Source organism: Paraburkholderia sp. MM5482-R2 (assembly GCF_050436125.1).
GTDB classification, from domain to species: Bacteria; Pseudomonadota; Gammaproteobacteria; order Burkholderiales; family Burkholderiaceae; genus Paraburkholderia; species Paraburkholderia tuberum.
The window spans coordinates 884,669-907,555 of sequence record NZ_JBNDLP010000004.1 but is presented as its reverse complement, the minus strand read 5'-3'; the positions used below and the strand labels follow the sequence as shown (position 1 = coordinate 907,555).

Annotated in this window: 19 protein-coding genes and 1 pseudogene; 12 read left to right on the top strand and 8 right to left on the bottom strand. The window is 64.2% G+C overall.

The window, feature by feature from the left end; all coding sequences use genetic code 11:
- Positions 1-76: 76 nt before the first annotated feature.
- From OKW37_RS40195 to OKW37_RS40185, 3 genes are all read right to left on the bottom strand, one after another.
- Entirely contained in the window at positions 77-745 is a 669-nt protein-coding gene (locus tag OKW37_RS40195) for a haloacid dehalogenase type II (RefSeq protein ID WP_429402488.1), read from the bottom strand.
- Between the two features lie 106 nt (positions 746-851).
- Entirely contained in the window at positions 852-2,345 is a 1,494-nt protein-coding gene (locus tag OKW37_RS40190; protein ID WP_429402489.1) for an aldehyde dehydrogenase family protein, read from the bottom strand.
- Positions 2,346-2,804: 459 nt separating this feature from the next.
- A complete protein-coding gene (locus OKW37_RS40185) occupies positions 2,805-3,419 on the bottom strand; it encodes a cupin domain-containing protein (RefSeq protein ID WP_184068225.1) in 615 nt (204 codons plus the stop codon).
- Between the two features lie 317 nt (positions 3,420-3,736).
- Between OKW37_RS40185 and OKW37_RS40180 the strand changes: the two genes are divergently transcribed.
- The 9 genes from OKW37_RS40180 to OKW37_RS40140 all read left to right on the top strand — a co-directional run bounded on the left by OKW37_RS40180 (position 3,737) and on the right by OKW37_RS40140 (position 15,360).
- Positions 3,737-4,621 carry a GNAT family N-acetyltransferase gene (locus tag OKW37_RS40180; protein WP_429402490.1) on the top strand — a complete coding sequence of 295 codons (885 nt, stop codon included), beginning with the start codon at positions 3,737-3,739 and terminating at the stop codon, positions 4,619-4,621.
- A gap of 6 nt (positions 4,622-4,627) precedes the next feature.
- Positions 4,628-5,551, top strand: a complete 924-nt coding sequence (locus tag OKW37_RS40175; RefSeq protein WP_429402491.1) for a 2-hydroxyacid dehydrogenase — start codon at positions 4,628-4,630, stop codon at positions 5,549-5,551.
- 94 nt (positions 5,552-5,645) lie between these two features.
- Positions 5,646-6,734, top strand: a complete 1,089-nt coding sequence (locus tag OKW37_RS40170) for a tartrate dehydrogenase (RefSeq protein ID WP_184071942.1) — start codon at positions 5,646-5,648, stop codon at positions 6,732-6,734.
- 83 nt (positions 6,735-6,817) lie between these two features.
- The gene (locus tag OKW37_RS40165) at positions 6,818-8,296 is read left to right on the top strand and encodes an NAD-dependent succinate-semialdehyde dehydrogenase (protein WP_429402492.1); all 1,479 of its coding nucleotides are present in this window, start codon (positions 6,818-6,820) and stop codon (positions 8,294-8,296) included.
- 2 nt (positions 8,297-8,298) lie between these two features.
- The gene (locus OKW37_RS40160; RefSeq protein ID WP_429402493.1) at positions 8,299-9,291 is read left to right on the top strand and encodes a M14 family metallopeptidase; all 993 of its coding nucleotides are present in this window, start codon (positions 8,299-8,301) and stop codon (positions 9,289-9,291) included.
- Positions 9,288-9,632, top strand: a complete 345-nt coding sequence (locus OKW37_RS40155; RefSeq protein WP_187613530.1) for a cupin domain-containing protein — start codon at positions 9,288-9,290, stop codon at positions 9,630-9,632. The genes OKW37_RS40160 and OKW37_RS40155 overlap by 4 nt, the downstream gene beginning before the upstream one ends.
- Before the next feature lie 52 nt (positions 9,633-9,684).
- Positions 9,685-11,013 carry an NAD(P)/FAD-dependent oxidoreductase gene (locus tag OKW37_RS40150; protein ID WP_429402494.1) on the top strand — a complete coding sequence of 443 codons (1,329 nt, stop codon included), beginning with the start codon at positions 9,685-9,687 and terminating at the stop codon, positions 11,011-11,013.
- A 385-nt stretch (positions 11,014-11,398) separates the two neighbouring features.
- Positions 11,399-12,532, top strand: a complete 1,134-nt coding sequence (locus OKW37_RS40145; RefSeq protein WP_429510124.1) for a substrate-binding domain-containing protein — start codon at positions 11,399-11,401, stop codon at positions 12,530-12,532.
- A complete protein-coding gene (locus OKW37_RS40140; RefSeq protein ID WP_429402496.1) occupies positions 12,529-15,360 on the top strand; it encodes an ATP-binding protein in 2,832 nt (943 codons plus the stop codon). The genes OKW37_RS40145 and OKW37_RS40140 overlap by 4 nt, the downstream gene beginning before the upstream one ends.
- A 39-nt stretch (positions 15,361-15,399) precedes the next feature.
- On the opposite strand, the gene OKW37_RS40135 is transcribed toward OKW37_RS40140, so the two are convergent.
- From OKW37_RS40135 to OKW37_RS40125, 3 genes are all read right to left on the bottom strand, one after another.
- Positions 15,400-16,032 carry a response regulator gene (locus OKW37_RS40135; protein WP_090811083.1) on the bottom strand — a complete coding sequence of 211 codons (633 nt, stop codon included), beginning with the start codon at positions 16,030-16,032 and terminating at the stop codon, positions 15,400-15,402.
- Complete coding sequence (locus tag OKW37_RS40130; protein WP_429402497.1) at positions 16,029-17,654, bottom strand: response regulator; 1,626 nt, start codon at positions 17,652-17,654, stop codon at positions 16,029-16,031. Before OKW37_RS40130 ends, OKW37_RS40135 begins: the two co-directional genes overlap by 4 nt.
- Positions 17,655-17,909: 255 nt before the next feature.
- Positions 17,910-18,227, bottom strand: coding sequence for a hypothetical protein (locus OKW37_RS40125; RefSeq protein ID WP_429354404.1), 318 nt, complete (start codon positions 18,225-18,227; stop codon positions 17,910-17,912).
- 309 nt (positions 18,228-18,536) lie between these two features.
- Between OKW37_RS40125 and OKW37_RS40120 the strand changes: the two genes are divergently transcribed.
- The 3 genes from OKW37_RS40120 to OKW37_RS40110 are packed head-to-tail and all read left to right on the top strand — an operon-like array spanning position 18,537 to position 19,321.
- Positions 18,537-18,782 (top strand): hypothetical protein, encoded by a 246-nt coding sequence (locus tag OKW37_RS40120; protein ID WP_026226136.1) that lies wholly within the window; start codon positions 18,537-18,539, stop codon positions 18,780-18,782.
- Positions 18,783-18,808: 26 nt separating this feature from the next.
- A complete protein-coding gene (locus OKW37_RS40115; protein WP_429402498.1) occupies positions 18,809-19,018 on the top strand; it encodes a hypothetical protein in 210 nt (69 codons plus the stop codon).
- 39 nt (positions 19,019-19,057) lie between these two features.
- The gene (locus OKW37_RS40110) at positions 19,058-19,321 is read left to right on the top strand and encodes a hypothetical protein (RefSeq protein ID WP_429402499.1); all 264 of its coding nucleotides are present in this window, start codon (positions 19,058-19,060) and stop codon (positions 19,319-19,321) included.
- A 73-nt stretch (positions 19,322-19,394) separates the two neighbouring features.
- On the opposite strand, the pseudogene OKW37_RS40105 reads toward OKW37_RS40110, so the two are convergent.
- Positions 19,395-19,597, bottom strand: a pseudogene (locus tag OKW37_RS40105) (NUDIX hydrolase); the annotation flags it as partial.
- Positions 19,598-19,803: 206 nt separating this feature from the next.
- Positions 19,804-22,236: a WD40 repeat domain-containing protein gene (locus tag OKW37_RS40100; RefSeq protein WP_429402500.1), complete on the bottom strand. Its 2,433-nt coding sequence runs from the start codon at positions 22,234-22,236 to the stop codon at positions 19,804-19,806.
- Between the last annotated feature and the right edge of the window lie 651 nt (positions 22,237-22,887).

Sequence of the window (22,887 nt, the reverse complement as noted above, 5' to 3'; positions counted from 1 at the left end):
TGCGTTCCTGTCGGTTGGTTGCGCCGCTTTCAGCGGCGCGCGGGAAGCGATGTCGTGAGCGGGCCGGACGTGCGAATCAGAGGCCGAGCAGCGATGCCAGTTGCGGGATGCCCGACACTTCGTTGACGCCGTAATACGGGTTCAGCGGCTCGTGACCGCGGTTGACGAACGCCTTGTGTTTGATGCCCATGTCGTACGCGGTCATCAGGTCATAACGGAAGCTCGACGACACATGCAGCACGTCTTCCGGATTGCAGTCCAGTTGCGAGAACATGTACTCGAAGGCTTTCTGCAGCGGCTTGTACGCCTGTGCCTGCTGGGCGGTGTAGACCTTGTGGAACGGCGCGCCGAGCTTGTCGACGTTGCTGTGGATCTGGTCGTCCGATGCATTCGACAGGATCACGAGCTTGTACTTCGAGGCCAGTCGCGACAGCCCTTCCGGCGCGTCCGCGTGCGGGCCCCAGCTCGGCACGGCCTCGTAGATCTTCAGTGCGGTCGCTTCGTCGAACGGCACGCCGGTGCGTTCGCAGGTGCGGCGCACCGAGTTCACGACCACGTCGCGATAGGGCTTCCATGCGCCCAGCACTTCGTCGAGGCGGTAGCCACGGAAGAACTCGACAAACTCATCCATCTTCGCCTTGTCCAGCTTGTCGCCGTACAGCTCGCGCGCGGTCTGGCCCATCTGGAAGTTGGTCAGCGTGCCATAGCAGTCGAAAGTGATGTACTTCGGCTCGAAATCGATCATGGTCAACATCCTGTCGTCGTGGCGAACCTGGTTGCAGGCTCGGGGTTCAGTTTCGGGTTGAATCAGTGCGGTTGATGCTTGCGTATATCCGGTGTAAAGCCGGGCTTCACAGCGTTTCGAAATCGATCAGCACACTCTTGTGCCGCATGCTCGCCACCATCGCTTCGCGGCCGAGATCCTTGCCGATACCGGACTGGCCGAAGCCGCCCGTCGGAATGATCATGTCGCCGCTGCGGCCGTAACGGTTGATCCAGATGGTGCCCGCGGCGATGCGGCGCATCGCCCGCAGCGCCTGACCGATGTCGCTGCTATGGACCCCCGCCGCGAGACCGTAGATCGGATGCGCGGCGAGCGCGATGCCCTCTTCCTCGTCTTTGAATGTCTGTATCGTCAACACCGGGCCGAATAGTTCCTCGCGCACGGCGGGCGTCTCTGAAGTCACATTGGCGAGCAGCGTCGGGCGGTGGAAATAGCCTTCGTCGGTGCCTTCGAAAAAGCCGCCGCCGAAGATCACTTCCGCGCCGCTCTCGCGGCTCTGCCCGATCAGCGCTTCGATGCGTCGCGCCTGGGCGCCACTGATGATCGGCGAATAAGCGGTGCGGCTGTCCCACAGCGGGCCGGGCTCGATCGGCTGCAGTTGCCGTTGAATGGCGGCGATCAGCGGCTCGGCCATGAGCTCGTGCACGATCAGCCGCGTGCCGGCCACGCAGGCCTGGCCGCCGTTGGCCGTAAAGCCGCGGGCGACACAGCGCGCCGTGTGCTCGAGGTCCCGCACATGTTCGAACACCAGTTGCGGGCTCTTGCCGCCGAGTTCCAGCGTGACGGGCTTGGTGCCGTGCATCGCGGCGTCGCTCATGATCGCGGCGCCCGTGCGGGTCGAACCGGTGAAGCTCATCTTCGCGATGCCTGGGTGACGCGTCAGCGCGGCGCCCGCCGTCGCTCCACGGCCATTCACCACGTTGAAGATGCCCGGAGGAATGCCGGCTTCGATGGCGAGTTCCGCGAGACGCAGCGTCGAGAACGGCGTCATTTCCGACGGTTTCATCACGACCGCGTTGCCCGCCGCGAGCGCGGGACCGCACTTCCATGAACACATCGACAGCGGAAAATTCCACGGTGTAATCGCACCGATCACACCGTACGGCTCCGATGCAACAAAACCGAGACTGTCGCGGCGCGTGGCCGCGATATCGCCACCAAGCTTGTCGGCCAGCTCCGCGAAGAAGCGGATCGCCTCCGCGGTGAACGGCACATCTGATGTATAGCTTTCCGTCACCGGACGCGTCGAGCTGACCGTTTCGAGTTGGGCGAGGCTCACCGCATCGCGATCGATCAGATCGGCCCAGCGGCTCAGCACCTTCGCGCGCTCGCGCGGAGAGCGGGTGCCCCAGCCGCTCGTCTTCCATGCCGCTAGCGCATTGCTGACCGCGTGATCGACGGTGGCGTCCGACGCGTCCGGCACATGGCCAAGCAGCGCGCCGTCCGACGGCCGGTGAACGGCGATCTGCGCTTCGCCCGCCGAATAGTACGCACCGCCAATGAAATGCCCCTGCGGCAACGGCACGGCTGAAGGATCGAAATCGAGTGACGGAGTGGACATGTCCGGCCTGATCAGTAGGTTCAAGTGTGTGGTGCCGCGTGCGCATACGCACTGATGACTGCGGCACCACTCGGCACTGCTGTTCGCCATCGCGACCGCCGAATGAACGAACATCGGATGAAGTTCATTTTAATGAACACGAAATGAAATACTAGTGGTCAAAAATAAACTGTATGAAAAGTTCGTTGTGCGCTGCGATAGATTGCCTGCCTCGGAGAGCACACCGCCGCACTGGTGGGCACGGGCCGCAAGCCCACACGGCTGGGGCGCGCACGAGCGAGGCGACGCGACACGCCCGCTCCGTCGTGCAATGCAATACCGAAAAGTGAATGAGAGAAAGGCGTTGACGTCAGCCGCCGTCCGTGCGAACCGGACGCAATGCGTCAGAGCGAGCGAGGAAAAGAGAGGGAAGACAGCGCCGCTTGCCACACGACATGCGGCTCCGGTACAACAAACAGATCAAAGATGAATGACGGGCGGCTGCGTGTTCATGATCCACAGCAAACGAGCAGTCTTCCTGCTTTCGTTACGCACGCTATGCGGCACCGTGCTCTTGAACTGGAAGCTGTCTCCCGCGCGCAGTTCGGAGCGCCGGTCGCCGACATTCAGCACGACCGTGCCTTCCAGCACCAGGCCCGCCTTCTCGCCGATGCCCACCAGCACCTCTTCGGAACCGGAGCCGGCCGGCAGCATGATGATCATCATCTGCAAATCGTGATCGCCATGCGGCGACAGCAATTCTTTCTGCATGCCGTTCTTGCCGACTTCGAACAGCGGCCGCTCGGCCGCCTTGCGCACGAAATCGCCGGTGATCGGGTCCGAGACCGCGTCGTCTTCTTCGAGCAGCGCGGTCAGCGGAACCTCCAACGCCAGGCGCAGGCGCTCGAGAATACGCACCGACGGATTGGCCTTGTTGCGCTCGACCTGACTGACGGTGCCGACCGACACGCCCGCGCGCATCGCCAGTTCGTTGATCGACAGACCCTGCGCGACGCGCAGCGCGCGCAGACGAGCGCCGACGTCGCCGTGACCCGGGTCGGCCGTGCGCTTCTTGCTGAGCTCGGTTCGCTGCATGTGTCTCCCGTTGATGACGCTGCGGCCGGCTGCCCATGTGCCGCCGGTGCGGTTGTTGTGCTGGGCGCGCACGGTCGCATCCGACGAGACGCCAGCCGCCTCGTTACAATGAACGCCCGTTCAATTTTCAGCATTATATTGAATATAGCACCCGCGGGGTGAACGCCAAAAATACCTGTGCAATTGCGTTGCGCGTCGCTGCCGCCGTGAAGCAGACCCGAGCACACACCGGCCCGAATAACAAAAAGATCGTCCTATGAAGCAGGCACCGGGAATGCCACAGTCTAGGCTGATCATGCCGCCAGCAGGAGTTTGCAGTGTCCGAATCAACCGTGAAGAAATCACTGACCTATCGCCGCTTCACTTCCGATGACATCGCCGCCGCCCACGGCCTCTCGGTTGCGGTGCGCTGGCCGCACCGCGCCGATGACTGGCGCTTCATGTACGACGCCGGCACCGGCTTCGTCGCTGAAGACAATGGCGCCGTGATCGGCACCGCGCTCTGCTGGAAATTCGGCGCGGACCGCGGCACGCTCGGCCTCGTGATCGTCTCGCCGGACGAACAGGGCCGTGGCATTGGCCGCAGGCTGATGGAACTGGTGCTCGAAGAACTGGGCAACCGCGTGACCTTCCTGCACGCAACGGTCGCGGGCAAGCCGCTTTACGAAAAGCTCGGCTTCGTCAGCTGCGGCGGACTCACCCAGCATCAGGGCACGCTCGGCAGCGTGGCCGCTGTCGCGCCGCCGGCCGGCGAACAGTTGCGTGCCGCGAGGCCGGACGACACGCCGAAGCTGATCGAACTCGCGTCGCGCGCGAGCGGCTTCGACCGCAGCGCGACGATACCGGCGCTGCTCGGGTTCGCGCAAGCCGTGGTTCTCGAACGTAACGGCGAAGTGGTCGGTTTCTCGCTGTTCCGTCCGTTCGGACGCGGCTACTCGGTTGGACCGGTGGTCGCGCAGCATGGGTCCGACGATCTGCGTGCCCGCGCACTGATTTCGTACTGGCTCGCGCAGCACGCCGGCGACTTCGTGCGGATCGACGTGCCGGACGACGCCGGCATCAACGACTGGTTGACCCATGTCGGCATGCCGCGCGTCGACTCGGTCGAAAAGATGGTGCGCAACGCGCCCGCCGACTTGCGCGAGGTGGCCCCCGACCCGGGCTGGCGCGCGTTCGGCATCATCAATCAGGCGATGGCGTAACCGCCAATGACCGTCCTCTACAAAGCCGATCCGGTGCGTGGAGCGCTATGGGCCGAGCGCTTCGCGCAGCTGGCGCCCGACGTGCCGTTCCGGGTGTGGCCGGACCTCGGCGATCCCGCGGCCGTGCGCTATCTGGTCGCGTGGCAACCGGGAGACCTCGCGCTCACGCTGCCGAATCTCGAAGTGGTGTTTTCGGTCGGCGCGGGAGTCGATCAACTGGATCTGTCGCAGATTCCGGCGCATCTGCCGGTGGTGCGGATGCTCGAGCCGGGCATCGTCGAAGGCATGGTCGAATATGTCACCGAGGCGGTTCTGGCGATTCACCGCGATCTGTTCGATTACGGGTTGCAGCAGCGGGCGCGCGTCTGGCAGCCGATGCCGTCGCGCGCCGCCGCGTCGCGTCGAATCGGCGTGCTCGGCCTCGGCATGCTTGGCCGCGCGGTGCTGGAGCGTTTGCGGCTGTTCGGCTTCGCCTGCGCGGGCTGGAGCCGCTCGAAGCACGAGCTCGAAGGGATCGACTGCTATGCGGGCGAGGCCGGGCTCGATGAGTTGCTTGCCCGTGCCGACATCCTGATCTGTTTGCTGCCGCTCACGGACGCCACGCGCGGCCTGCTCTGCCGGCGGGTATTCGACATGCTGCCGCGAGGCGCGTCGCTGGTTCACGTCGGCCGCGGACCGCAACTCGTCAGCGCCGATCTGCTCGACGCGCTGCAACGCGGGCAGATTCACAGCGCGGTGCTCGATGTCACCGACCCGGAGCCGTTGCCCGCCGACCATCCGCTGTGGGCGCAACCGCGCGTGCGCATCACGCCGCATATCGCGAGCGCGACGCGGCCCGAACCGGCCGTCGATGCGGTACTGGAAAACCTGCGCCGCCATCGCAGCGGCGAGCGGATGAACGGCTTGATCGACCGGACGCGCGGCTACTGATACCCATGCGCGGCCCGCCCCCCGAACGCAACCCCATTTCGCCATCCGCGCGGCGTCGGCAGACGGCGCGCGATCACGGCAAGGAGAGAAACGTATGACCCGCAAATACCGCATTGCCGTGATTCCCGGCGACGGCATCGGCACCGAAGTGATGCCCGAAGGCCTGCGCGTGCTGGACGCCGCATGCAAACGCTTCGACATCGGCATCGACTACCGCCATATCGAATGGGCGTCGTGCGACTACTACGCGCAACACGGCCAGATGATGCCCGACAACTGGAAGGCGCAACTGCAGGACTGCGATGCGATTCTGTTCGGCGCGGTCGGCTGGCCCGACAAGGTGCCCGACCATATTTCGCTGTGGGGTTCGCTCCTGAAGTTTCGCCGCGAATTCGACCAGTACGTGAACCTGCGCCCCGCGCGGCTGTTCGAAGGCGTGCCCTGCCCGCTCGCTAACCGCAAGCCGGGCGATATCGACTTCATGATCGTGCGCGAAAACACCGAAGGCGAGTATTCGTCGGTGGGCGGCACGATGTTCGAGGGCACCGAGCGCGAAGTCGTGATGCAGCAGTCGATCTTCACGCGCCACGGCACCGAGCGCGTGATGAAGTTCGCGTTCGACCTTGCCCGGCGTCGAGCGAAAAAACTCACGGTTGCAACGAAGAGCAACGGTATCGCGATCAGCATGCCGTGGTGGGACGCCCGCGCCGATGAAATGGCCGCCCGCTACCCGGATGTGAAGATGGACCGTCAGCACATCGACATCCTGTGCGCGCGCTTCGTGCTGAACCCGGATCGCTTCGACGTGGTGGTCGCATCGAACCTGTTCGGCGACATCCTTTCCGATCTCGGGCCGGCGTGCACGGGGACGATCGGCATCGCGCCGTCGGGCAACCTGAATCCCGATCGGCGCTTTCCGTCGCTGTTCGAGCCGGTGCATGGCTCGGCGCCCGACATCGCCGGCAAGGGCATTGCCAATCCGGTCGCGATGATCTGGTCGGCCGCGATGATGCTCGACTTTCTCGGCCACGGCGCGGGTGTCGAGCGCGATGCGCACGACACCATCGTCGCCGCGATCACGCGGGTGCTGAAGGAAGGCCCGCGCACGGGGGACCTGGGCGGCAGTGCATCGACCACGGAGGTCGGCGCGGCGATCGCGGCTCGGGTCGCCAACCCGTCCTGATCACTCACAGAGCAGGCAGCACTGACTGCCCGGCGCGCGTCGGGCGCTCTGCCATCGCATGCCAACCGGCACGGAGACCTCATATGAGCACGAATCTCGAACAACAGGCCCGCGCGCTGATCCGCACGGAGAACTTCATCAACGGCGAGTGGGTCGCCGCCGCGAGCGGTCGGCGTTTCGCGGTCACCGATCCGGCAACCGGCAAGCTGATCGCGGAAGTTGCCGACAGCGGCCCCAGCGACGCGCGAGCGGCCACGGACGCCGCCGCTAAAGCGCTGCCCGCGTGGCGCGCGAGGCTGGCCAGCGAACGCGCGGCGGTACTGCACCGCTGGCACGCGTTGATCGTCGCGAATCGCGACGCACTCGGTGCGTTGATCTCACTCGAACAAGGCAAGCCGCTCGCCGAAGGACGCGCCGAGGTGAACTATGGCGCGTCGTACGTCGCGTGGTTCGCCGACGAAGCCATCCGCATCTACGGCGACCTGATTCCGCAGCAGCAGCGCGGCAAACGGATGAGCGCGGTCAAGGAACCGATCGGGGTCGTCGCGGCCATCACGCCCTGGAATTTTCCGCTTGCGATGATCGCGCGCAAGATCGCACCCGCGCTCGCGGCGGGCTGCACGGTGGTCGCGAAACCCGCGGAAGACACGCCGCTCACCGCGATCGCACTGGTGATGCTGGCGCACGAGGCGGGCGTGCCGAACGGCGTGCTCAACCTGATCTCGGCTTCGCGCGCGGCGGCGTCCGAGACGGTCGGCGACTGGCTCGCCGACAGCCGTGTCCGCAAGATCACGTTCACCGGATCGACACCCGTCGGCAAGCATCTCGCGCGCGAATCGGCGGGCACGCTGAAGAAGCTCTCGCTGGAGCTCGGCGGCAATGCGCCGTTCATCGTATTCGACGACGCCGACCTCGATGCCGCGGTCAATGGCCTGCTGGCCGCGAAATTCCGCAATGGCGGGCAGACCTGCGTGTGTCCGAACCGCGTCTTCGTGCAGCGCGGCGTATACGAACGTTTCTCCGCGCTGCTGTGCGCGAAGGTGGCCGAACTGCGGGTCGGACCCGCCAGCGACCCCGCCTCGCAGATCGGGCCCATGATCAATGAGCGCGCTGTGGACAAGATCGCTCGTCATGTCGAGGACGCGCTCGAGAACGGCGCACTCGTGCTGACGGGCGGACGACGGCTCACCGAGCTGGGACCGCACTATTACGCGCCCACGGTGCTGGGTAACGCCACGTCGTCGATGGTGCTGTGCGGCGAGGAAACCTTCGGCCCGGTCGTGCCGCTGTTCCCATTCGACAGCGAGCAGGAAGCGGTGCAGGCCGCCAACGACACGCCGTTCGGGCTCGCCTCGTACTTCTACAGCGAGAACATGCGCCGTATCGAGCGTGTCTCGCGCGCGCTGGAAGCTGGCATCGTCGGTATCAACGAAGGCGCGCTCGCTTCAGAATCGGCGCCGTTCGGCGGTGTGAAGGAATCCGGCTACGGTCGCGAAGGATCGAAGTATGGTCTCGATGACTATCTGTCGATCAAGTATCTGTGTCAGGGAGGTCTGGAGTAAACATGGAAGCCTATCCGATCGAAGTCGAATTTCCGGACCTCTCGGCGCACGCCGACGGCAATACCGGCATTGCATACGTGCACTCGTTCGACTCCGGCCAAGCCGGGCCGCACGTGATGATCAATGCGCTCACGCATGGCAACGAAGTGTGCGGCGCGATCACCGTCGACGCGTTGTTGCGCAGCGGCCTGCGCCCGCGCCGCGGCAAGCTCACGCTGTCGTTCGCGAACGTCGCCGCGTATGCGCGGTTCGATCCCGCGACACCAGACAAAGCGCGTTTCGTCGATCAGGACTTCAACCGTGTCTGGACCGCCGCGAAGCTCGACGATCTGGCGACCCGCTCGTCGGAACTCGATCGTGCGCGCGCGATGCGGCCGGTGATCGACACAGTGGATCTGCTGCTCGACCTGCATTCGATGCATGAAAAAAGCGCGCCGCTGATCGTCGCGGGGCCGCTGCGCAAGGGAGCCGAACTGGCCGAGCGGCTCGGCACGCCCGCCACCGTGATTCAGGACGAAGGCCATCCCGAAGGCCGCCGGATGCGCGACTACGAGGGCTTCGGCGACGACACGAGTCCGAAGAATGCCCTGTTGATCGAATGCGGCCAGCACTGGGAAGCCAGCGCGGTGACGGTTGCGCGCGACTGCACCGCGCGCTTTCTGTTGCTGTCGGGCATCGTCGACGCAGCCGACCTGCCGCCCGGCTGGATCGCGCCATTGCCCGACGAAATGCGCATCGTGCGCGTGACCGAACCGGTCGTCGCCAGGAGCATGGATTTCCGTTTCGCGGGCCCTTACACCGGCCTCGAGACGTTCGACAAGGCCGGCACCGTGATCGCATGGTCCGACGGTCAGCCGGTCTCGACTCCGTACGATGACTGCATGCTGGTGATGCCCTCGCTGCGCCAGTTGCGCGCCGGCGTCACCGTGGTCCGGCTAGGCCGGATCGAACGACGTATCGACCTCCGCTCACGACAACAGGAAACAGCGCAATGAAAGTTCAGCAGATCAGGCAAGCCGCGGAAGTCTCCGCACTGGAGGATTGGGGAACCGCGGGCCTGCCCGGTACCGAACCGTCGCGCGTATCGGGACGCCAGTACGTCATTCCCGGTCACGAAGCAATCGATACCGGCGTGTTCGAGTGCTCGCCCGGCACCTACCGGCGCTCCGTCAAGCAGGCGGAGGTGATGCATTTCATCAAGGGCAGCGGCAGCTTCACGCCCGACGGAGAAGACACGGTCCGCTTCGCCGCCGGCGACACGCTATTTTTCCAAGCCAACACGGAAGGACTCTGGAACATCGATGAAACGCTGCGGAAGATCTATGTGATCTTCTGACAGCGTACGCACCCGGTACCCGGCTGCTCATGTCAATCATGGTTGCTCAAACATGCTAAGAATCGACGAAGTCCCGAATAGCGAGGGGTTCCCCGATCGCTGCGACGTAGCCGTGATCGGCGGCGGCATTATCGGCGTCAGCACCGCTTACGCGCTGGCACGGCGCGGCGTATCGGTCGTGCTGCTCGAAAAAGGCATCATTGGCGCGGAGCAGTCGGGGCGCAACTGGGGTTGGGTGCGTCAGCAGAACCGCGACCTTTACGAGTTGCCGCTCGCGATGCAGAGCCTGAAGCGTTGGGGCGAGTTGAGCGACGAACTCGGCGAGGACATCGGTTTTCGGCGCAGCGGCATTCTGTACGCAAGCGAGCAGTCTGCCGATGTCGCCCAGTGGGAAACATGGCTCGGCAAGGCGCGCGCGCTCGGCTTCGACAGTCAGCTGCTGTCGGCTCGAGAACTGGCCGCGCGCGTTCCGCATAGTCGGGCGAAGTGGGCGGGCGGCGTGTGGTCGCATTCCGATGGACGCGCGGAGCCGTCGCGAGCAGCGCCCGCCATCGCAAGAGGCGCGCAACGACTCGGCGCGCGCGTGCATCAGACCTGTGCGGTTCGCGGACTCGATAGCAGCGCGGGTCGAATCTCCGGCGTATGGACCGAGCGCGGCCGGATTGGCGCGAGCAGCGTCGTGCTGGCCGGCGGCGCGTGGAGCGCCCTGTTCTGCCGGCACCATGGGATCGATCTGCCGGCGGTCAATGTGATCGGCACCGCGTTGCGCACGGCGGAAGCGCCGGCCGTGATAGACGGGTGCTTCTCCGGCCCGAACTTCGCGATGCGGCGGCGGCTGGACGGCGGCTACACGATCGCGGTGCCGGGCTATGGACGCATGGAGATCGCGCCACAGAACCTGCGGCACGCGGTCAAGTTTCGCCAGATGTTCCGCAGCAAACTCAACAAGAAGCTCAAATTCCGGATCGCGCAACCTTTCTTCGGCGGCCCCGAAGGAAGTGCGGACTGGGGCCACGACGACATCTCTCCGTTCGAGGTGACGCGGGTTCTCAATCCCGTGCCCGATGCCGAGTGGCCGACGCGTGCACTGCAAAACGTTGCGACGGTCTTTCCCGAACTGTCGGGATTGCGTATCGCTCATGCGTGGGCAGGCGCGATCGACACGATGCCCGATCTGGTGCCGTTGATGTCACGCGTGGAGAGCAAGCCGGGCCTTGTGATCGCTTCGGGGTTCAGCGGTCATGGATTCGGGCTGGGACCGGGAGCCGGCATGCTGGTTAGCCGCATCGTGACGGACGACGCGACTGGGATCGAGACACAGCCATATCGATTGACGCGCTTTAGCGATGGCACCCGGCTGGCGAAACCCGAGATGATGTAACGCCTGACGTCGCCCCGCGAAATCTCATGTTCCCAGCCCGATCGCGGGAAGATGCAGTTTCGACCGTTTCACCGCCATTCCTCAACCCCGGATACGGCGAAGCGGCTTCCGTGCCAAACGACACTGCCAGTCGTCATGCTGTCGTACCTGCTTGCAGTCGAGAAACTCTAAGGCTTGCGATCGATGAACGGTTGATCGCGCAATCGTGGCAAACACTGACCATCAGACCATTGCAGTTGAGTGCCGACCACGCTTGATCCAATCTGCGCCAGCGCATGACCGATGACACGCGGGAATCGGCTTGTAATATCCTGCTAAAAAGGTCATCCGCGAGCGGCTTTGGGCACCCCCAATCGACCTCGACGGAGCCAATGGGGGGAACAGCATGAAGGGCTTCCTTCTGGCGTTGGCTTGCGCGTGTGTGCTGCCGGCCGCCGCCGCGCAGGATTTATTGCCTGGCCCTGCGCCCGGAGCCCCGGTCGCCGCGACGGACTTCCTGGCCCTGGCCAGGCGAGTGGTCGACGCCGCTTCGCGACCCGCTGCACCCTGGAACGGGCCACGCAAGGGGCCACCCGCGCAATCTGGAAAACACATCGCGGTCGTCACCGAGGATTTGCGCAATGGCGGCATCCTCGGTGTGGTCGATGGTGTGCTGGAGGCGGCCAAGGTGATCGGCTGGCGCGTGAGGATCTTCGATTCCGCGGGTGCGGCCGACCTACGTCTGAAGATGCTCGCGAATGCGCTGGCAAGCCACCCCGACGGTCTGATCCTCGCCGGGGGCGACGCACGCGCGCTGCTCCCCGCACTGCGGCCGTTTGCCGAGAACAACATCCCGATCGTCGGCTGGCATGTCGCGGCCCGGGCCGGACCGGTGCCCGGCACGCCCGTGGCGATGAACGTGGCGACGGATCCGCTCGAGGTCGCGCGCGTGACCGCGCTGGCGGCCATCGTGCAGTCCGGCGGGCATGCGGGTGTCGTCATCTTCACCGATTCCAATTTCCGAATTGCGCAAGGCAAGGCGGATGAAATGGCTGCCGTCGTTCGCGCGTGCAGTGGCTGTACCCTGCTTGAAGTGCGCGACGTGGCGATTTCGCGCAGCCGGGAACTGGTGCCGGGGACGACACGCGCCCTGCTCGCGCGTTACGGCCCGCGCTGGAACTGTGCGCTGGCGATCAACGACATCTACTTCGACTACGCCGCCCCGGTGTTGACTCAGGCGGGAATGCCGAACGCTGCAATGATCATGCTGTCGGCTGGCGACGGCAGCGAGTCCGCCTTCCTGCGCATCCGCACCGGCACGTTCCAGACCGGCACCGTGGCCGAACCCCTGAATCTGCACGGCTGGCAACTGGTCGACGAAATGAACCGACTTTTCGCGGGCGCCGGCGTCACGGGTTACGTGACGCCGGTGCATCTCGTGACGGCGGACAACGTCGCCGCGGACGGCGGCGATCGTCTACTCTACGACCCTGACAACGGCTATCGCGACATTTATCGTCAGATCTGGCAACGACCGTGAAACTGCCTTTCCCACAATCGCTCACCGCTCAATTTGCGCTCGTTGTTTCGTGCCTGGCCGCGCTGGTGGTCGTCGTCGGAGCCACGACGATTTACTCGTTGACCGGTTCGGCCCACTCGATCCGCCAGCTGGCCGAAGAGCGGCTCACGCGCCTCGCGGATGCGCAGGATCTGGTACAGCACACGCTGACCATTGAACGCCTCGCATTGCAGTTGTCTCGCGACGATACGATCGATGCCGTGCGCGAGACCCATCGGCATGTGCTCGAACAGCTGGCATCCTTCGACCGCCTGGTTGACCGCCTGGCCTCCGCGGCCGCAAGCGACGACCCAGAGGTCGACGCGCTGACGCTTTATCGGTCGAGCCAACGCTTTCGCAACATCGTCAACATCGAGGCGCAGGTGCGCGAGACCGCGCTCGGCCCCCGGGGCGCGCCGGCGGATGGGCAACGGCCGGGCGTGTCGCTGACCAGCCTCGACAAGGATCTGCGCGGCGCGGCCGAGGCTCTGGCCGTCGCGGCGCAACGGCAGTCCGATTATTTGACGCGCGACTACCGCGAAGCAGTCCAGGATCTGGCCGTTCGCGCAGATCGCACACGCAAATGGGTGGCAGGTGGAGTCGCGGTGAGCCTGCTGCTCACCTGGCTAATCGCCCGCGAATTCCTCGGGCGCCATGTCGTGGCGCGCCTGCGCCGCGTCAGTCACTTTCTGCGGCACGGCGATGCCGGGAGCACGCAAGCCGGAGTCCCCGTGCACGGCGGCGACGAGATTGCCGATATGGCGCGCGCAGTCGAGCAGTTCCTTGAAGACCGGCGCCGGCGCCGCCAGGCCGAGGATGCGTTGAAGGAGCTCAACGCCGGACTCGAGGCGCGCGTCGCACAGCGCACGGCCGAACTCAGTACGGCGCTTGCGGGTCAGGCGGCCGAGATCGCCGAACGTCAGCACGCCGAAGACGCCGTCCGGGAAAGCGAGAACTTTCTTAACAGCATCATCGAAAACATCCCGGACACGATCTTCGTCAAGGAGGCCGCGACCTTGCGCTTCGTGCGCTGCAACAAGGCTGCGGAGCAACTTCTCGGCTACCGGCGCGAGGAGCTCCTCGGCCGGTCCGTCCACGATCTGTTTCCCGCGGAGGAGGCTGAATTCTTCGCGCTCAAGGATCGGGCCGTGCTGGAGTCGCATCACATGATCGACATACAGGAAGAGCCGGTTCATACGCGACATGGCGTGCGCCTGCTGCACACGATGAAGATCCCGATCGCCGACGTGCGCGGCGTGCCGCAGTTCCTGCTCGGCATCTCACGCGACATCACGGAGCACAAGCATGCCGAAGCGGAATTGCGGCGCTATCGCGAGCACCTCGAAGATATGATCCGCGAACGGACAGCGGAACTCGCCGTGGCCAAGGAACATGCAGATACGGCCAACCAGGCAAAAAGTGACTTTCTCGCGCACATGAGCCACGAACTGCGTACGCCGCTGAACGCGATTCTTGGTTACGCGCAGATCCTCACACGCGACACGACACTCGATCAACGCCAGATCGACGGACTCGCGGTCATCCAGCGCAGCGGCGAACACCTGCTGACGCTCATCGACGACATCCTGGATATAGCCAAGATCGAAGCTGGACGAATGGAACTCAATCTTTCCGACGTTCCGCTCGAACAGTTCGTCTGTTTTGTTGCCGAGACGATGCGGGTCAAGGCAACGGAAAAGGGCCTGGCCTTCGATTGCGACATGCCACCCGATCTGCCCGCGGCTGTCCGGGTGGACGAAATACGGCTCCGTCAGGCGCTGCTCAACCTGCTTTCCAATGCGATCAGATTTACCGAGCAGGGGAGCGTGCATCTGAGCGTCGCTTTTACGCCGCCCGCGCGACTATGTTTCAAAGTGCAGGACACCGGCATCGGGATAGATGAAGGGCGCCTGGAGGAAATCTTCAGGCCTTTCGAGCAAGTGAGCGACGACCGGCACCGCTTTGGCGGCACGGGGCTGGGGCTCGCCATCAGCCGGCAACTCGTCCGCCTGATGGGCGGCGACATCCATATCGAGAGTCGCCGCGATATTGGCAGCGTCTTCTCGATCGAGCTGGATGTCCAGGTGGTGGCGCCCCCGGCGGCTGTCGCCGCGTCTGGACGGATCGTGAGCGGTTACAAGGGGCCGCGCAAGGCTATCCTGGTCGCGGATGACGTGGCGGAGAACCGTGCCGTGATGGTCGATATGCTGGGGCCGCTCGGATTCGACATGGCGGAGGCTGGCAACGGATCCGAAGCTCTGGAGAAAACCCGCACCCTGCATCCTGCGCTTGTCCTGATGGATGTGGTCATGCCCGGGATGGACGGGCTCGAAGCCACGCGTTGCCTGCGCCAGATGCCCGAGTTCCGGGATCTGCCCATCGTCGCAGTCTCCGCAAGCGCCTCGGGGACCGATGCGGCGCACAGTCTCGCGGCCGGCGCAAACGCTTTTCTTGCCAAACCGATCGATTTCGGCCGGCTATTGTCCCATGTCGCGTCGCTCCTGAATGTCGAGTGGATCGACGAAGCGAGCAAGGCGCAAGTCACTGGCGCGGACCACACGGCTGTACCCGCTGCCGCTCCTTTTACCGCGCCCTTGATGGCACCGCCGCAGGGGGAGATCGAAGCGCTGCACTACCTGGCGCGACTCGGCGACATGCGTGCCATCGTGCAACACGCCCAACACTTGAGCGAGCTCGACGAGCGCTATCGACCCTTCGCAGACCACCTTTGCCGGTTGGCGAAGGCTTACCGGTCCAAGGCGATCCTCAGCTTCGTCGAGCAATATCTGGAAAAGAGGCTACCGCGGTGATTCGCGCCTCAGAACGTCAACCGCATCATCCTTCGTTTTCTACTCGACGATCATTCCGTGCCGGATCGCGTACCGGATCACCTCAGCGTTGTTGGAAAGCCCGAGTTTCTGCATCAACCGCATCTTGTGTGTGCTGATCGTTTTCGCGCTGAGGGCACATGCCTGGGCAATTTCATTGATGCTCCTGCCTGCCGCGAGCATCTGCAGGACCTGGAATTCGCGGTCCGACAGGACTTCATGTGGCGGGACGTCGCCGCGCTGTGTATCGAACACCATCGCATCGACGAGCTTCGGATCGATGAAACGGCCGCCGTCCGCGAGCTTGCGGATTGCCGCGAGCAGCACCTCCGGATCACTGTCCTTGGTCAGATATCCCGTTGCTCCCGCGCGCAGCGCGCGCGACGCGACCTGGGCCTCGTCGTGAATGCTCAGCACCAGCACCGGCAACGAAGGATGTTCCGCCCGTACCCTGCGGATCAGAGCGACGCCGCTGATGCCGGGCATCGTCATGTCGAGCAAGAGAAGATCGAGCGCGCACGAGCGCAGCTTGTCGATCACTTCCGCTCCTTGCGCCGCTTCCGCCGCAACGACGATATCGCTCGTGGTCGCGATGATCTGTCTGAGTCCGCCACGGACTATCGCATGATCGTCCGCAATGAGTATCCTGATCATGTTCGAGCTCCGCCATCGAGCGGAATATGAATCGAAACCATGGTGCCCGCGCCCGGCGAGCTGTCGATCGAAAGCGATCCGCCGATCAGCCGCGCGCGCTCGTTCATGCCGAGCAGGCCATATGAATAGTTGCGACTCACCACTTGCTGATCGAAGCCGCATCCGTCGTCACGCACCTGCAGCAAGAGCTGTGAGGCCGTCGAAACAAGCGTCACCTCGACACGTGTGGCGGCGGCATGACGCGCGACGTTCGTCAGCGAAGCCTGTGCAATGCGGAACAGGGCCGTCGCGTGGGCGTCGGACAGCGCGGGTTCGCCGCCTTCGATGCGCAATTCACACGCAATCGCATTGCGGCGGTTGAACTCGTCGACAAGCCATTCGAGCGCAGACACGATGCCGAAGTTAAGCGCCGCGGGCCGCAGGTGGCTCGCGACATTGCGCACCATCGAGATCGTGCCTTCGACCAGTTGGCGCATATCGTCGGCTTTTTTTGTCGCTTCCGCGTCGTGCGCGATGCGCATTTTGAGCAGAGACACGTCCATCTTGAGCGCGGTCAGCAATTGCCCCAGCTCGTCGTGAATTTCCATCGCAATGCGCTTTCTCTCCTCCTCGCGGATCGCCTCCATGTACGCGGACAGTTCGCGTTGCTGCTCGCGCGATTCGACGAGTTCCTGTTCCATCTGCTTGCGCCCCGTAATGTCATTCAGGCCCACATAGATCGCGGGAGAATCGTCGTAAGTCGCGGCGCGCGCCGTCGCCATCGCCCAGAACCGGGTACCGTCCTGGCGCCGGAACTGTATCTCCGTGTTGCGCAAGCCACCCTTGGTCCGCAGATGTTCGATCAGACGCTCGCGCTCGCCCCGCTCGGCGTAGAAATCCGCGATATTGGCGGACAAGCCTTCGTCCATGCCGAAGAGTTCGCGCAGCGGCGGGTTCGTGTACAGGATGTGCCCATCCGGCATCGAGGTGATGCACAGCGGCACCGGACTCGTTTCGACAATCGCGCGAAAGCGAGCCTCGCTTGCCTGCAGGCGCGCGTCCGCGCGCCGCCGCTCGTCGATCTGCGCCCGCAAGTTGGCGTTGGCGCGCGCCAGCTCTTCGGTGCGCAATGCGACACGTCGCTCCAGATCGTCGCGCGCTTGCGATAACGCGGCCTCCGTTTCCTTGCGCACGGCGACTTCCGCCAGCAGTTGCCGGTTCTGCGCGAGAACCTGCTTGTGCATCACCCGCAGCTCGAGGTGCACGCCAACGCGCGCGACCATCTCATCGACGCGCAATGGCTTGGTCACATAATCGACACCGCCCACCAGAAAGCCTTCGACGCGGTCCTCGTTGTCCATCAGCGAGGTCATGAATATGACGGCGATATCGCGCGTGCGCTCATCGCGCTTGAGGCGCCGACAGGTCTCGAAGCCGTCGATGCCCGGCATCTTCACGTCGAGCAGGATCACATCGGGCTGCGAGAAGGCTGCGCGCTCCAACGCTTCGATACCGTCGAGCGCCACCAGCACGCGAATGCCGCGCGCCTCGAGACTGTCGACAACCACGCCGAGATTCCCCGGCGTATCGTCGACGATCAGAATCGTGCCCGTATACGCGACCGGAGCGGCGAGATGGCTCATGATGCGGTGTTCCCTTCGAGATACCGCTCAGCGGGTTGCAGGAGCCCGCTCCACCATGCGTCGAAAATGTCGAGCGCCATATATCCCCGCGAGTGCCGCCGTTGTGGTCGTCCTATTCTGCACTCGATGCCGGCGCCTGGTCCATCACGCCCGCTACGGGTTTCAAACGTCCGATGAAACGGCGCGCCCCGTGGCCTCACAGCCGCCGCATGCGTGCCTGTAAGCAGTTGCGCGCCTGGCCGGCGTTGCCGTTCGCTAGTGCGACACCTCGCCCGCCACCGCGATCAGTCGGACCGTGCGCGGCAAGGTCAGTTCGTCGATGAGGTCGGCCACCTCGCACAGCGCGCGAAAATCATACTCGTCGATCTGCTCCGCGTGATTGCGTCGCAACTCGCGCATGGCTTCGCCCAGGCGCCTGAGCGCGTTGGTCGTGCTGTCTATCAACGGCCAGCAGTGCATCAAATACGCAAGCGATGTCACGCTGCGCGTCTCGCACCAGGTGTCGAACAGTCGCAGACATATCGCGTCGATTTGCTCGATGACGTTTTCCCGTTCCGATAGATAGCCGATCATGTTGCATCAATTCGACATTGCATTTCGATGGCTCATCATCTACGAGCAGAAAGTGTGTCGCATTCAGCGCAAGCTGGAAAATCAGGGTGTGACTTCCTGATTCGCGTGTCAGGAAATCCTTAATGTCATTCATGGCGAAAGCCCCCGCAGATGGGTAAGACCCTTAAATGGCGTTCTATATGCTGTTCCGGTTCAGGAAGTCCTGACGGCTGAAACCAGCGATTCCTGAAACGACATTCCGGCCGGCGCCGATTGGACGCACGCACCGATCGCCATAGCATCGAATCATCGTGCATCGCGGGGAAAATCATGGCGGGCAACAGATCGCTGCGTTCTCAGGTCGAAAAACTCGTTGGCCCGACGGGGGGCCGAGGGGCGCGCGTGCGTCTGCTGAACCGCTCGCGCTCGGGTGGAACATGCCGGGTGTGCATTCAAATCGATCTGCCGACCGGGGCGTTTTCGCTCTTCTTCTTTCGCCATGCCGACGGCGCATGGCACGTGTTTCCGCCGGGCCAGCGCCGTCCGGAAATGGGGATAGGCCGCATGGCGGCCTGATCGTTCAGCCAGCCGGGGAAACGCACATGCACGACGATGCTTCGAACACACTGCCGCAGGACGTGATAGAGCTGCGCTCGTGGCTCAACGACTGGTACGACCATGCATTCGCCGTAGGCTACGTCCATCCGCCCTTCACGCTCGATGAAGCGACAGCCGACCGGCTCGAAGGCTACTTCAAGGCGGGCCTGACGCCGGCCGAAGGCGCAATCTTGTTCTTTGGCGTCGTGCATTGAGAGGCGAGCGATGAAGGCGAAAGACGGTGAAGTCAATCAATGAAACATCACATTGTCGGGCGTTATCGCGGATTCGTCATCGAAGCGCACATGGAGCCGCGGACGGCCCGTTTGTCCGTTGGAATCGCGCTGACATGGTCGTTGCGTAGAAGGACAAGAAAACAGCACGTCACCGGTGACTTAGCCGATGCCGTTACCTACGAGTCGGAAAGTGTTGCTCTCACGTGCGTCGACCGCAAGGCTCGCGCTCTTATCGATGCCATGCTAGCGAATCAGGAAGCGTTAAAAACCGTGGGGCTGTAACCCCGATGCCTGGAAGGCCCGCGCCTCGCGCAGCGTCACGCGGACTCGAACGATCAGGAAAAAAACGGCTCGACTAGCCGCAGACATCCCTGCCGAGATACACAGCGACCGCGCCTGTCACGGCGAAGCCTGGCAATTGCTCCGGCGACGCCAGATGCGCGGCGACGATCTCGCGATTATCGAGCCGCAGTTCGGGTCCCGGATACTGCCGCCCGGAAACCCCCATTCGGCGCGGTACGACGACTTCAGCAGCAACAGCGACTGACCGACGTAGATTGGGCTGATTCAACCGGTCGATGCAACGCAATGAACGCCGGATGAGCGGCTCTCGGTGCAGAGGAAAACATGAGCGGACCTACGAGTAGGCGATGGACCTGCTCATGGCCGCGGACTTCGATGTGAGAGCTAGTCAGGAAGATTGGAAAGCAATTGGTCGCGCTGGCCAAACGTATCGTTGCAGCTCGCTCCGACCGGTCGGCGAGTTACGATCCACATACGTTTTCGCCCCGGCGCCCGCGTACGAGAGAAAGGGCAGCTTCATCATCGGTTGTGAGCAGGTTTGCTCCCACGAGCCTTTCCCTACACACGGCTTTAGCCAGGCTCTGACCTCGCTTCTGCATGAGCCATCGGATAGGCCACACCCGCGCGGTCTGATCCGCGGACGCAGTTACCACCCGCTGGCCGTCCGGGCTGAAGGTGGCGGAGCTTACCGGTCCCTGATGTCCGGTGAGCTTCGCGATCACCTCGCCGGTCGCCGCGTCCCACACCCGCGCGGTCCCGTCCGCGGATGCGGTCACCACGCGCTGGCCGTCCGGGCTGAAGGCGGCGGAGAAAACCGGTCCCTGATGTCCGGTGAGCTTCGCGATCACCTCGCCGGTCGCTGCGTCCCACACCCGCGCGGTCCCGTCCGCGGACGCGGTCACCACGCGCCGGCCGTCGGGGCTGAAGGCGGCAGAGAAAACCGGTCCCTGATGCCCACCGAGCTGGGCGATCTGTTTGCCGGTGGCCGCGTCCCACACCCGCGCGGTCCTGTCCGCGGACGCGGTCACCGCGCGCCGACCGTCCGGGCTGAAGGCGGCGCAATAAACCAGATCCTGGTGCCCGCTGAGCTGCGCGATCTGTTTGCCCGTGCTCGCGTCCCACACCCGCGCGGTCCTGTCCCTGGACGCGGTCACCACCCGCTGGCCGTCCGGGCTGTAGGCGACGGAATCAACCGGGCCCTGATGCCCGCTGAGGAGCAAGATCTGTTTGCCGGTGGCTGCGTCCCACACCCGCGCGGTCCCATCCCAGGACACGGTCACCACCCGCTGGCTGTCCGGGCTGAAGGCGACGGAATCAACCGGGCCCTGATGACCGCTGAGGAGCAAGATCTGTTTGCCGGTGGCCGCGTCCCACACCCGCGCGGTCCCATCCGCGGACGCGGTCACCGCGCGCCGACCGTCCGGGCTGAAGGCGGCGCAATAAACCAGATCCTGGTGCCCGCTGAGCTGCGCGATCTGTTTGCCGGTGGTCGCGTCCCAAACCCGCGCGGTCCGATCACGGGACGCGGTCACCACCCGCTGGCCGTCCGGGCTGAAGGCGGCGGAAATAACTGACCCTTGATGCCCTCTGAGCAGCAAGATGCCCATCGCCGCGTCCCATGCGCGCGCGGTCCTGTCACGGGACGCAGTCACCACCCGCTGACCGTCCGGGCTGAAGGCGGCGGAATTCACCGGCCCCTCGTGTCCGGTGAACTGCACGATCACCTGGCCGGTCGCCGCATCCCACACCCGCGCGGTCTTGTCATCGGACACGGTCACCACGCGCTGGCCGTCCGGGCTAAAGGCGGCGGCGCTCACCGGTCCGCGATGCCCAGTGAGCTGCACGATCGCCTGGCCGGTCGCCGCGTTCCACACCCGCGCGGTGTTGTCATCGGACGCTGTCGCCACGCGCTGGCCGTCCGGACTGAAGGCGGCGGAGAAAACCGGTCCCCGATGCCCTATGAGCTGCGCGATCACCTGGCCGGTCGCCGCATCCCACACCCGCGCGGTCTTGTCATCGGACGCGGTCACCACGCGCCGGCCGTCCGGGCTGAAGACCGCGGAGCTTACCGGTTCCCGATGCCCGGTGAGCTGTGCGATCACGTGGCCGGTCGCCGCATTCCACACCCGCGCGGTCCTGTCCGCCGACGCGGTCACCACGCGCCGGCCGTCCGGGCTGAAGGCGGCGGAGAAAACCGGTTTCTGATGCCCGCTGAGCTGCGCAATCTGTTTGCCCGTAGCCGCGTCCCATACCCGCGCGGTCCTGTCCGCGGACGCAGTCACCACGCGCCGGCCGTGCGGGCTGAAGGCGGCGGAATAAACCAGATCCTGATGGCCACTGAGCTGCGCAATCTGGTTGCCCGTAGCCGCGTCCCATACCCGCGCGGTCCTGTCTGCGGACGCAGTCACCACCCGCTGGCCGTCCGGGCTGAAGGCGGCAGAATAGACCAGATTCTGATGGCCACTGAGCTGCACAATCTGTTTACCCGTGGCCAGGTCCCACACCCGCGCTGTCCCATCCCAGGACGCGGTCACCACCCGCTTACCGTCCGGGCTGAAGACGGCGGAATCAACCGCATTCTGATGGCCACCGAGCAACGCAATCTGCACTGATGCTTGCGCGCCACGCATAAGCTCAAGCTCTGCTTCTGCCGATCCCGGCGAGAGCCAACCGTTGCCCAACGCCAGCATCGCGAAGCGCATTGCGCGGTCATAATTTCCGGCGTCGTTCGCCGTTGTCGCGGCCGACGCCAACGCCAGGGAAGTCTGGCGTGCGACCGTCCGAGTCTGGTGAATGATCCACCCGGCAGTCACAATTAGAATGAATACGATTGCGCCAATCAGTACCTGGATGCGTCGCTGCGCGCCCTGTCCGTGCTCGCTCTTCGTTGACATGGGCTTGACCCTCAACGATTTGTTGCAACGGCGACTCGCGCTCCGCGCGTGCAATCTCCTCGCGCCCGCAGCAAGTCCATCGATAGGAAAGGTCGTCCGCGCCCAGCCGAAAGCAATTCGCACATGTCCAATTCGCAAAGAAATCGCTCGCCCCACACCGTCGCCCAGACGTCTGGGGGCTCCCGGTCGCATCGTCTCACGCCACACCACGCACTCGATTCCAGGAAACAGCACATCAGTGCGCACCAGTGTCCGCTGACAGGGGCGGATTCAACCGGTCGATGCAATAGTTCGATGAAATCGTTCAGCCGGTGTTTCGTAATCCAGGGTCTTCCTTGGGCGCTCGTTCCGCCTTGCAGGAGACGTCACTGATGAAATTGCTAAATGATCGCGTTAAACCATATGTTCGGTATCGCGCATGTTTCAGGTCCGGGTAAAGCACACTTCCGAGACAGCGAACGTCTATGATCACCGCAACCCAAAGAGGAGAAGCCTCGCGAAGCGAAACGCGTCGTAGTTGAGCAAGGCCAACGAATAATCGCCACATAGGCTCGGGTTGTTCGGAAAAGCGTGCACGACTCGCACCCCCAATCCCGTGCGGAGACAACTGATAGTTGTGGGCATGAACCCGGCAGCGCGGAAAGACTTCGT

What these genes read in the sequence shown, in the direction of transcription:
- OKW37_RS40195 (WP_429402488.1), bottom strand. Translation starts at nt 745, where the DNA reads ATGATCGATTTCGAGCCGAAGTACATCACTTTCGACTGCTATGGCACG.
- OKW37_RS40190 (WP_429402489.1), bottom strand. Translation starts at nt 2,345, where the DNA reads ATGTCCACTCCGTCACTCGATTTCGATCCTTCAGCCGTGCCGTTGCCG.
- OKW37_RS40185 (WP_184068225.1), bottom strand. Translation starts at nt 3,419, where the DNA reads ATGCAGCGAACCGAGCTCAGCAAGAAGCGCACGGCCGACCCGGGTCAC.
- OKW37_RS40175 (WP_429402491.1), top strand. Translation starts at nt 4,628, where the DNA reads ATGACCGTCCTCTACAAAGCCGATCCGGTGCGTGGAGCGCTATGGGCC.
- OKW37_RS40170 (WP_184071942.1), top strand. Translation starts at nt 5,646, where the DNA reads ATGACCCGCAAATACCGCATTGCCGTGATTCCCGGCGACGGCATCGGC.
- OKW37_RS40165 (WP_429402492.1), top strand. Translation starts at nt 6,818, where the DNA reads ATGAGCACGAATCTCGAACAACAGGCCCGCGCGCTGATCCGCACGGAG.
- OKW37_RS40160 (WP_429402493.1), top strand. Translation starts at nt 8,299, where the DNA reads ATGGAAGCCTATCCGATCGAAGTCGAATTTCCGGACCTCTCGGCGCAC.
- OKW37_RS40155 (WP_187613530.1), top strand. Translation starts at nt 9,288, where the DNA reads ATGAAAGTTCAGCAGATCAGGCAAGCCGCGGAAGTCTCCGCACTGGAG.
- OKW37_RS40150 (WP_429402494.1), top strand. Translation starts at nt 9,685, where the DNA reads ATGCTAAGAATCGACGAAGTCCCGAATAGCGAGGGGTTCCCCGATCGC.
- OKW37_RS40145 (WP_429510124.1), top strand. Translation starts at nt 11,399, where the DNA reads ATGAAGGGCTTCCTTCTGGCGTTGGCTTGCGCGTGTGTGCTGCCGGCC.
- OKW37_RS40135 (WP_090811083.1), bottom strand. Translation starts at nt 16,032, where the DNA reads ATGATCAGGATACTCATTGCGGACGATCATGCGATAGTCCGTGGCGGA.
- OKW37_RS40130 (WP_429402497.1), bottom strand. Translation starts at nt 17,654, where the DNA reads ATGAGCCATCTCGCCGCTCCGGTCGCGTATACGGGCACGATTCTGATC.
- OKW37_RS40125 (WP_429354404.1), bottom strand. Translation starts at nt 18,227, where the DNA reads ATGATCGGCTATCTATCGGAACGGGAAAACGTCATCGAGCAAATCGAC.
- OKW37_RS40120 (WP_026226136.1), top strand. Translation starts at nt 18,537, where the DNA reads ATGGCGGGCAACAGATCGCTGCGTTCTCAGGTCGAAAAACTCGTTGGC.
- OKW37_RS40115 (WP_429402498.1), top strand. Translation starts at nt 18,809, where the DNA reads ATGCACGACGATGCTTCGAACACACTGCCGCAGGACGTGATAGAGCTG.
- OKW37_RS40110 (WP_429402499.1), top strand. Translation starts at nt 19,058, where the DNA reads ATGAAACATCACATTGTCGGGCGTTATCGCGGATTCGTCATCGAAGCG.
- OKW37_RS40100 (WP_429402500.1), bottom strand. Translation starts at nt 22,236, where the DNA reads ATGTCAACGAAGAGCGAGCACGGACAGGGCGCGCAGCGACGCATCCAG.